Source organism: Roseiarcus sp. (assembly GCF_052145395.1).
Classification (GTDB): domain Bacteria; phylum Pseudomonadota; class Alphaproteobacteria; order Rhizobiales; family Beijerinckiaceae; genus Roseiarcus.
On record NZ_JBKQOT010000236.1, the window covers coordinates 1 to 7,453 of the forward strand.

The window sequence follows — 7,453 nt, forward strand, 5'->3', positions numbered from 1 at the left end:
GCCGAATCCTCTTGTGGGCCATCACCCTGGCGCGGAACTCGTTGCGCATCTGGGCGTAGGTCTCGAGACTGTACAGGCTTTCACGCGTGAGCATGGGTCACACTCCGTAGGCCTTGCGCAAGAGCGAGATCGGATGCTCGGGCTCGCCGCCGGCCTTGCGGGCATGGGCGATATGATGGCCCGCCATGGCGCAGTCCGAACCGAAATGGTCGGGCTTGGCGGCGTCGACCCGGGCGACCACCGGCTTGACGATCTTCATGGCGAATTTGGCGAATTCCGCCTTCACCGCATAAGTTCCGTCGTGGCCGGAGCATCGCTCGATCAGGTCGACCTCCGTGCCCGGCACGAGCGACAAGGCTTCCTTGGTTTTGGGGCCGATGTTCTGCACCCGCTGATGACAGGCGGCGTGAAGCGCGACCTTGCCGAGCGGCGTCTTGAAGTCCGTCCTGAGCTTGCCCTCGCGGGCGCGCAGGATGAGGTATTCGAACGGGTCGTAGAACGCCCCCTTCACCTTCATCACGTCGGCGTCGTCGGGGAACATCAGCGGCAACTCCTGCTTGAACATCAGCACGCAGGAGGGGATCAACGCCGTCAGGTCCCAGCCCTCGTCGACAAGCGTCGCCAACACCGGGATGTTGATCTCCTTGTGCTGGCACACGGCTTCGAGATCGCCAAGCTCCAGCCGCGGCATGCCGCAGCATTTCTCGTGCGGCGTCAGAGTCACGGGAATGCCGTTATGCGCGTAGACCGCGACGAGGTCCTCGCCGGGGTCTGGTTCGTTGCGGTTCATGTAGCAGGTGGCGAAGAGGGCGATTTTGCCGGTCGTGCGCCCGGCCGGCTCGCCTTGCGTCTCCGGGGGCAGGATGTCGAGCCGTTTGCGCAACGGACGCGAAGCGTACGTCGGCAGCCAGGCCTCGGCGTCGATTCCGCCGACCGCCTCCAGCGCCTTGCGCGCGGGACGCATGGAATTCAGCAGGTTGACTACCGGCGCCATGACGGGATTGGCGAGCGGCGCGCCCATGGCGTCGGTGTTGGTCAGGGTCCGGTCGCGGAAGCTTGCGCCCTTCTTACGGTACTGGACCGCCTTGGCGCGCAGCATCAGGTGCGGGAAGTCGAGGGTCCAATCGTGCGGCGGCACGTAGGGACACTTCGTCATGTAACACAGATCGCACAGGAAACAGTGCTCGACGACCTTCCTGTAGTCCTCGGTCTTGATCCCGTCGACTTCCATCGATTCCGAGGAGTCGACCAGATCGAACAGGGTCGGAAACGACTGGCACAGGCTGACGCAACGGCGACAGCCGTGGCAGATGTCGAACACGCGCTCCATTTCCTTCAGGAGCGCGGCCTCGTCGTAGAATTCGGGATTCTGCCAATCGAGCGGATGTCGGATCGGCGCCTTGAGATTGCCTTCGCTGACCGTTGAGGCCATGCCTGTCACCCGTGAAGAAATGACCATCCGCGCGCGGGCGAAGCCGCCATACGCGCGTCGTCGCCCGCCCCGCTTCCGCGGGCGGAAGGGGGACGGGCGAGCGTTCGCGCCTTCGGTTCAGCCCAGCTCGTTCAGGGCCTTTTGATAGCGGTTGGCGTGCGAACGCTCGGCTTTAGCGAGCGTTTCGAACCAGTCGGCGATCTCGTCGAAGCCCTCGGCGCGCGCGTCCTTGGCCATGCCCGGATACATGTCGGTATATTCGTGCGTCTCGCCTGCGACGGCGCTGGCGAGATTGGCCTTGGTCGGGCCGATCGGCAGGCCTGTGGCCGGATCTCCGACCGCTTCGAGATATTCGAGATGGCCGTGCGCGTGGCCTGTCTCGCCCTCCGCCGTCGAGCGGAACAGTGCGGAGACATCAGGATAGCCTTCAACGTCCGCCTTGTTGGCGAAATAGAGATAGCGGCGGTTCGCCTGCGACTCGCCGGCGAAGGCGTCCTTGAGATGCTGCTCAGTCTTGGAACCTTTGAGCCCCACGGGTGTTTCTCCTTCAAGATCACCGGGCGGCAGTTTTCTGCGCCCCCGGGTTAACGATATCCACATACCACTGCGGAGTCCGCATCAAGTGCGCGGATCTGCCGCTCCTGGAAGATTGCGTCGGGCGCGGACGGCGACAAGGGTTCGTCACGCCGCTGCGACGATGCGTCGCGCCGTTCTCGCAGACGACGAAATGTTACAGATTTGTTGCAAGTGACAGCGTTCTGCGCAAATCTTGAGCCCAGGCGAAACGCCGCGCCGGTCCTAGCGTGGCATGAGGACGGCAAAATTTGAATCCGATCCATGCGACGCGCGGCTATGCCGGGCATCACGCGCAGGCGGCCTACAGTCGCTGGGCGCCGATCTACGACCTTCTTTTCGATCTGCCATTTCACCCGGGCAGGCTCGCGGCGGCACAGGCCGCGGCGCAAGCGGCCGGACCGGGCGGCGAGATCCTGGTGATCGGGGTCGGCACCGGGCTCGAACTGCCGCTGCTGCCGGCCAATGTGCACGCCACCGGCATCGACATCAGCGCACCCATGCTGCGCGCGGCCCGGACGCGAGTGGACCGGCAAGGCCTTTCCCAGGTGAAGGGCCTGCATGTGATGGACGCGGCCGCGCTGGAATTCCCCGACGCGGCCTTCGACGTGGCGCTCGCGCCCTATGTGATGAGCGTCGTCCCCGACGTTGCCCGGGCGCTGGACGAAGCCTGGCGGGTCCTGCGGGCGGGCGGGACGCTCGTCGTGATGAACCATTTCGCCGCCGACAAGGGCGTGCGCAAGGCGGTCGAGCATCGGATGGAGACGGCCGCCGCCTGGCTCGGCTGGCATCCAAATTTCCCGTATTCGGCGATCGGCGACTGGATCGCCTCACGGCCGGACGCCCGGATCAGCGAGCGGCGGGGACTTCCGCCGATGAAGCTCTTTACGCTGCTGCGGATCGAGAAGGTCGCGGCGCGATAGAGCCGGAGGCGCCTTGATCGAGCGCGCGTGGCGCTGACCCCTCGACTCGCCTCCGGGAAACCGGATCAAGCGCTCGCGATAAAGAATCTCGTCCGGTCCGGAATAAGCCGCGTCCTGTCCGAGTCTCACTCCTGTCCGGCGCGCAAAGCGCCTAGCCAAGAGGATGAGACATGACGACGCGGAGCGACGATGGCGCGATAGACCGCCGCCAATCCCTGAAATGCATGCTCTGGGCGGGGACCGGAGTGGTCTGGACCGTGACGGGCGGCGTGCCGGCCTCGCGGCTCATCGGCTCGGCGAAGGCGGCCGAAGGAGGTTTCTCTTTCGTCCAGCTTTCTGACAGCCACATTGGCTTTTCCAAGCCCGCCAACCCCGACGCGAGGGCGACCTTCGGCGCCGCGATCGACAAGGTGCTGACGATGCCGGGAAGCCCCGCCTTCATCATCCAAACCGGCGACATCACCCATACGGCGAAAGCCGCCGAGTTCGATGACGCGCTCGAAATGATCAAGCGCGCGAAGCTCGACGTCCACTATTCGCCGGGCGAACACGACATCACGGACGCGAAGACGCGCGACGCCTGGCTTGAGCGCTTCGGCAAGGGCGCGGGCGGCGGCTGGTATTCGTTCGACCACGGCGGCGTGCATTTCGTGTCACTCAACAACGTCGTCGACCTGAAGACGAACGGCCTCGGTTCGCTTGGAGCGGAGCAGGTCGCCTGGCTCGAAGGCGACCTCAGCGGCAAGTCGGCCTCGACGCCGATCGTCGTCTTCTGCCACATCCCCCTGTGGATGATCGCGCCCGACTGGGGCTGGGGCACCGAGGACTCGGCGCAGGCGCTGGCGCTGCTCGCGCGATTCGGCTCGGTGACCGTGCTCAACGGCCATATCCACCAGTTGATGCAGAAGGTCGAGGGCAATGTGACCTTCCATACGGCCCGGTCGAGCGCGTTTCCGCAGCCTGCGCCCGGAACCGCCCCCTCGCCCGGGCCGAAGGTCGTGCCGGCGGGGGAACTCCGCAAATGGCTCGGCGTGCGCGAAGTGGCCTATGTCCCGACGCCGACAAGCCTCGCCGTGACCGATTCCGACCTGACCTGAAGGATCGCCATGCGTAGGATGATTGGGTTGCTGGCGGCGCTCGCCGCCGGCCCGGCTGTGTCCGCGCCTGTCGGCGATCCGGCCCACGGCGAAGAGATCTATCAGGCCTGCACCGACTGCCACTCGCTCGACCAGAACGACGTGGGACCCCGGCACCGGGGGGTCTATGGCCGCAAGGCGGGGTCTTTGCCCGACTACGCCTATTCGGGCGCCCTCAAAAGCGCGAATATCGTCTGGACCGAGGAGACTCTCGACAAGTGGCTGACGAATCCTCAGGCTTTCGTCCCGGGGGTGAAAATGTTCTTTCACCTCGACAACCCGCAGGACCGCGCGGACGTGATCGCGTTCCTGAAGGAGCGGGCGAAGTAGAAGTGCGCCCCCTCGCCCTGCGCACGCGGGGAGCGGGCTCTCGCCGGCCGCCTTCTCTCCGGGAACGGGAAGAAGGGACACAGTCGGCCGCCCGATGACCCCGGCCAGTCCCCTCGCCGCCGCGCGCTTCCTCGCCACCGTGCCGCCGCTGCTGGACGACGCCTACTCCCTGGCGAAATGGCTCTGCCGCGACGCCGACGACGCCGAGGACATCGTTCAGGAGGCGGCGGTGCGCGCGCTGAAGGCGCTCGAAACCACTGCGGTGGACCGTCCGAAGCCCTGGTTTCTCGCCATCGTCCGCAACGCGGCGATCACCTGGATGGCGCGGAACCGGCGCAAGGACGTCGCCTTCGCCGGCGATCTCGGCGACCTCGACGCGATCATGCCCGCCGGCGATCAGGGCGCTTCCGATCCGGAGGCGACCCTGATTGCTGCCCAAGACGGGGCGCAACTGAGACGCGCGATCGCCGCACTCCCGTCGCCCTTGCTGGAGATTCTGGTCATGCGCGACGTCAACGGCTTGTCTTACCGCGACATCGCCGATGCGGCCGGCCTGCCCTTGGGCACCGTCATGTCGCGCCTTGCGCGCGCCCGCTGCGCGCTGGCGAAATCCATGAAAGCAGAGTTATGAGCGATCCCGCGTCCGACTCCCACAGCCTCCGTCTCCACGCCGCCCTCGACGGCGAACTCGACGCCGCAAACGCGCTGGCTTTCGATCGCGATCTGGCTGCTGATTCCGAACTCGCCGCGGAATACCGCAGGCTCGAGGCGGTGAGGGCCGCCGTGCGCCGCCATGCGCCGCGAGAAGCCGCGCCGAAAGCCCTGATCGACAGCGTGCTGGCGCTAGCGGATGCTGGGGGGCCGGCGGAGCCGGCGAACGTCGTTGAACTCGCGCCGAAGGCGCGCCCGTCGCACTGGCGGCAGGCCTTGCCGCTCGCCGCTTCGTTCGCCGTGCTCGGCTTTGCCGCCGGCGTTGCGCTCATGTCGTTGCGCGTTCCGGACCCGTCGCACGCGGTGGCGGAAAACCTCGTCTCGGATTTCGCCCGGGCGGCGGTCGTCGGCCAGCCCTTCGACGTCGCCTCGTCCGACCGGCACACGGTGAAGCCGTGGCTCGCGGGCCGCACGACGGTCAGCGCCGGCATTGTCGATCTCGCTCCACAGGGTTTCCCGCTCGCCGGCGGCCGCGTCGCCGTCGTCGACCGCGTCCCGTCTCCGACGCTCGTCTATCGCCACAATGAGCATCTGGTCGCCGTAACCGAACTGCCGCTTGACGCCCGAGGGACCCGCGGCGCCGACGGGATCACGACCATCGACGGCTATCACGTCGCACGCTGGACGGACGCCAACCTCGCCTATGTCGCGGTGTCCGACATGGACGAGAAGACACTCGCCGAATTCGTCGCCGTTTTCCGCGCAGCGCGCGCGGCGCAGAGTGAGGGCGGCAGGGGGTGACCTCGCCGCTCGAACGTCTGCTCGTCGACATCCGCAGCTGCGCCGTTTGCGCGCCTCACCTGCCGCATGGGGTCCGCCCGGTCGTCCAGGCCGGCGAGGGCGCCCGCATCGTCGTCGTGGGCCAGGCGCCCGGCGCCAAGGTCCACGCCAGCGGCGTGCCGTGGGACGACGCGAGCGGCGCGCGCATACGGGACTGGATGGGAATCGACTGTACGACCTTCTACGACTCCCAGCGCGTCGCGCTCGTTCCGATGGGTTTCTGCTATCCCGGGAGGCGAGCGGGGGGCGACCGGCCGCCGCGCCCGGAATGCGCTCCGCTCTGGCACGAGAGCCTGTTCGCGGTCCTGCCAAACAGGCGCCTGACGCTGCTCGCCGGCGTTTACGCTCACGCCGGCTACCTTGGCGACCGCCGCAGCGCAACCGTGACGGAGACGGTGCGGCGGTTTCGCGACTATGGCCCCGCCTTCTTCCCGCTTCCGCATCCAAGCTGGCGCAGCGCGATCTGGGTTCGCACGAATCCGTGGTTCGAAGCCGATGTGGCGCCGGCGCTTCGGGCGGCGGTGCGCGAGGCCCTTCTGTGACGCGGTCTTGGCTCGAGCGCTGGTCTCGCTGCCGGTACGAGGCTTTCAAGCGCTCGCTGCCGCCCCGCGGATCCGGTATTTTGGTTGAATGCAGACGCGTGGTAGACCAGCGGATAGGTCAATAACGCGGCCGAGGCTAAAACTTCGCCGCGATTACGATCCGCAGTAGTAGATCGAATGCGGACGAGGGATGGGAATTGTTGTTACAGGAGCCGGAATCTGCCTGCGATGGATGATCGAGGACGATCGGAACTGCGTTTCACCCGTACGACTTTGACGCAGTTCCTTGCCGTCGCGCGGGGAGAAACGAGAATGGCGCTTGCCGGCGCGCCGGCGCTCGCGTGGCGCGTGGCGTCAGTCGCCGGGTGGAGCTTTTTCGCGATCCTGATGGGCTCGATTGTCGGATTTACCGCAGTAGCCCTGCCTCCGATCGCAGTGGTGGGCGTTGTTGCGGTGTTTGCAGTTGTCTTGTTGTGGGTGTTGCCCGACGGGTTTACGCCGCCGTATAAGCTCGTCAGAGGATTGACGTTCGCCGTTCTCGTTGTAGATCTTTGAGTAACGAACTACTACACAGTGCAAGTATCCGGCCTGCCTAGGATTTCGGCGAGAAGAACATTTGTATTCCCCCTTATACTATTATTCGCCGCGAGCTTTGCAATGTCGCTTACCATCAGGACAAAGACGTCTTAAGGTATAACCTTAGCACTTTTGTCTGCTTGTGTGGCATGATTATTATGATTATATTGTCAATGATTACGTCTTTGAACACAGCGGAATCATTAAGTGGACTAGTGAGTGTGATATTGGAATGGTATGCTCCTCTTCTCGTTATCATCTATATCGTGAATGACGACAACGATGTCAATAGAATAGTTCTCTTGTTCTGTTGGTGCTCTCTACTCGTTGCTATTATCGGCGTGCTTGATTTCGTACTCAAGAAACGGTTGTTTGTATCGATTATGCCCAAGGCGCTGGTCAGCAGCCTAGCGGCGAACAACCCTGCGTTCTATCAAATGATTACACAAG

Annotated in this window: 11 protein-coding genes; 8 read left to right on the forward strand and 3 right to left on the reverse strand. The window is 65.0% G+C overall.

Translation table 11 applies throughout. From position 1 onward, the window contains the following. The 3 genes from ACLP25_RS07995 to ACLP25_RS08005 form a co-directional block, all read right to left on the reverse strand. A partial coding sequence (locus tag ACLP25_RS07995) for a DUF3501 family protein (RefSeq protein WP_442468690.1) occupies window positions 1-94 on the reverse strand: 94 nt, incomplete at its 3' end. 3 nt (window positions 95-97) lie between these two features. Next, a complete protein-coding gene (locus ACLP25_RS08000; protein WP_442468680.1) occupies window positions 98-1,432 on the reverse strand; it encodes a heterodisulfide reductase-related iron-sulfur binding cluster in 1,335 nt (444 codons plus the stop codon). A 117-nt stretch (window positions 1,433-1,549) separates the two neighbouring features. After that, window positions 1,550-1,966, reverse strand: coding sequence for a rubrerythrin family protein (locus tag ACLP25_RS08005; protein ID WP_442468681.1), 417 nt, complete (start codon window positions 1,964-1,966; stop codon window positions 1,550-1,552). Between the two features lie 290 nt (window positions 1,967-2,256). Here ACLP25_RS08005 and ACLP25_RS08010 point away from each other — a divergent pair, with 290 nt between their 5' ends. From ACLP25_RS08010 to ACLP25_RS08045, 8 genes are all read left to right on the forward strand, one after another. Then, on the forward strand, window positions 2,257-2,928 hold the full coding sequence (locus ACLP25_RS08010) for a class I SAM-dependent methyltransferase (RefSeq protein ID WP_442468682.1): 672 nt from the start codon (window positions 2,257-2,259) through the stop codon (window positions 2,926-2,928). Between the two features lie 170 nt (window positions 2,929-3,098). Further along, window positions 3,099-4,025: a metallophosphoesterase family protein gene (locus ACLP25_RS08015; RefSeq protein WP_442468683.1), complete on the forward strand. Its 927-nt coding sequence runs from the start codon at window positions 3,099-3,101 to the stop codon at window positions 4,023-4,025. Between the two features lie 9 nt (window positions 4,026-4,034). Beyond that, entirely contained in the window at window positions 4,035-4,394 is a 360-nt protein-coding gene (locus tag ACLP25_RS08020) for a c-type cytochrome (protein WP_442468684.1), read from the forward strand. Window positions 4,395-4,488: 94 nt separating this feature from the next. Further along, window positions 4,489-5,025 (forward strand): sigma-70 family RNA polymerase sigma factor, encoded by a 537-nt coding sequence (locus ACLP25_RS08025; protein ID WP_442468685.1) that lies wholly within the window; start codon window positions 4,489-4,491, stop codon window positions 5,023-5,025. After that, on the forward strand, window positions 5,022-5,846 hold the full coding sequence (locus ACLP25_RS08030; RefSeq protein ID WP_442468686.1) for an anti-sigma factor family protein: 825 nt from the start codon (window positions 5,022-5,024) through the stop codon (window positions 5,844-5,846). Before ACLP25_RS08025 ends, ACLP25_RS08030 begins: the two co-directional genes overlap by 4 nt. Next, window positions 5,843-6,427 carry a uracil-DNA glycosylase family protein gene (locus tag ACLP25_RS08035; RefSeq protein WP_442468687.1) on the forward strand — a complete coding sequence of 195 codons (585 nt, stop codon included), beginning with the start codon at window positions 5,843-5,845 and terminating at the stop codon, window positions 6,425-6,427. The genes ACLP25_RS08030 and ACLP25_RS08035 overlap by 4 nt, the downstream gene beginning before the upstream one ends. A 312-nt stretch (window positions 6,428-6,739) precedes the next feature. Beyond that, window positions 6,740-6,982, forward strand: coding sequence for a hypothetical protein (locus ACLP25_RS08040; protein WP_442468688.1), 243 nt, complete (start codon window positions 6,740-6,742; stop codon window positions 6,980-6,982). A gap of 248 nt (window positions 6,983-7,230) precedes the next feature. Further along, window positions 7,231-7,453, forward strand: a 223-nt coding sequence (locus ACLP25_RS08045; protein ID WP_442468689.1) for a hypothetical protein, incomplete at its 3' end; no start/stop codon positions are given.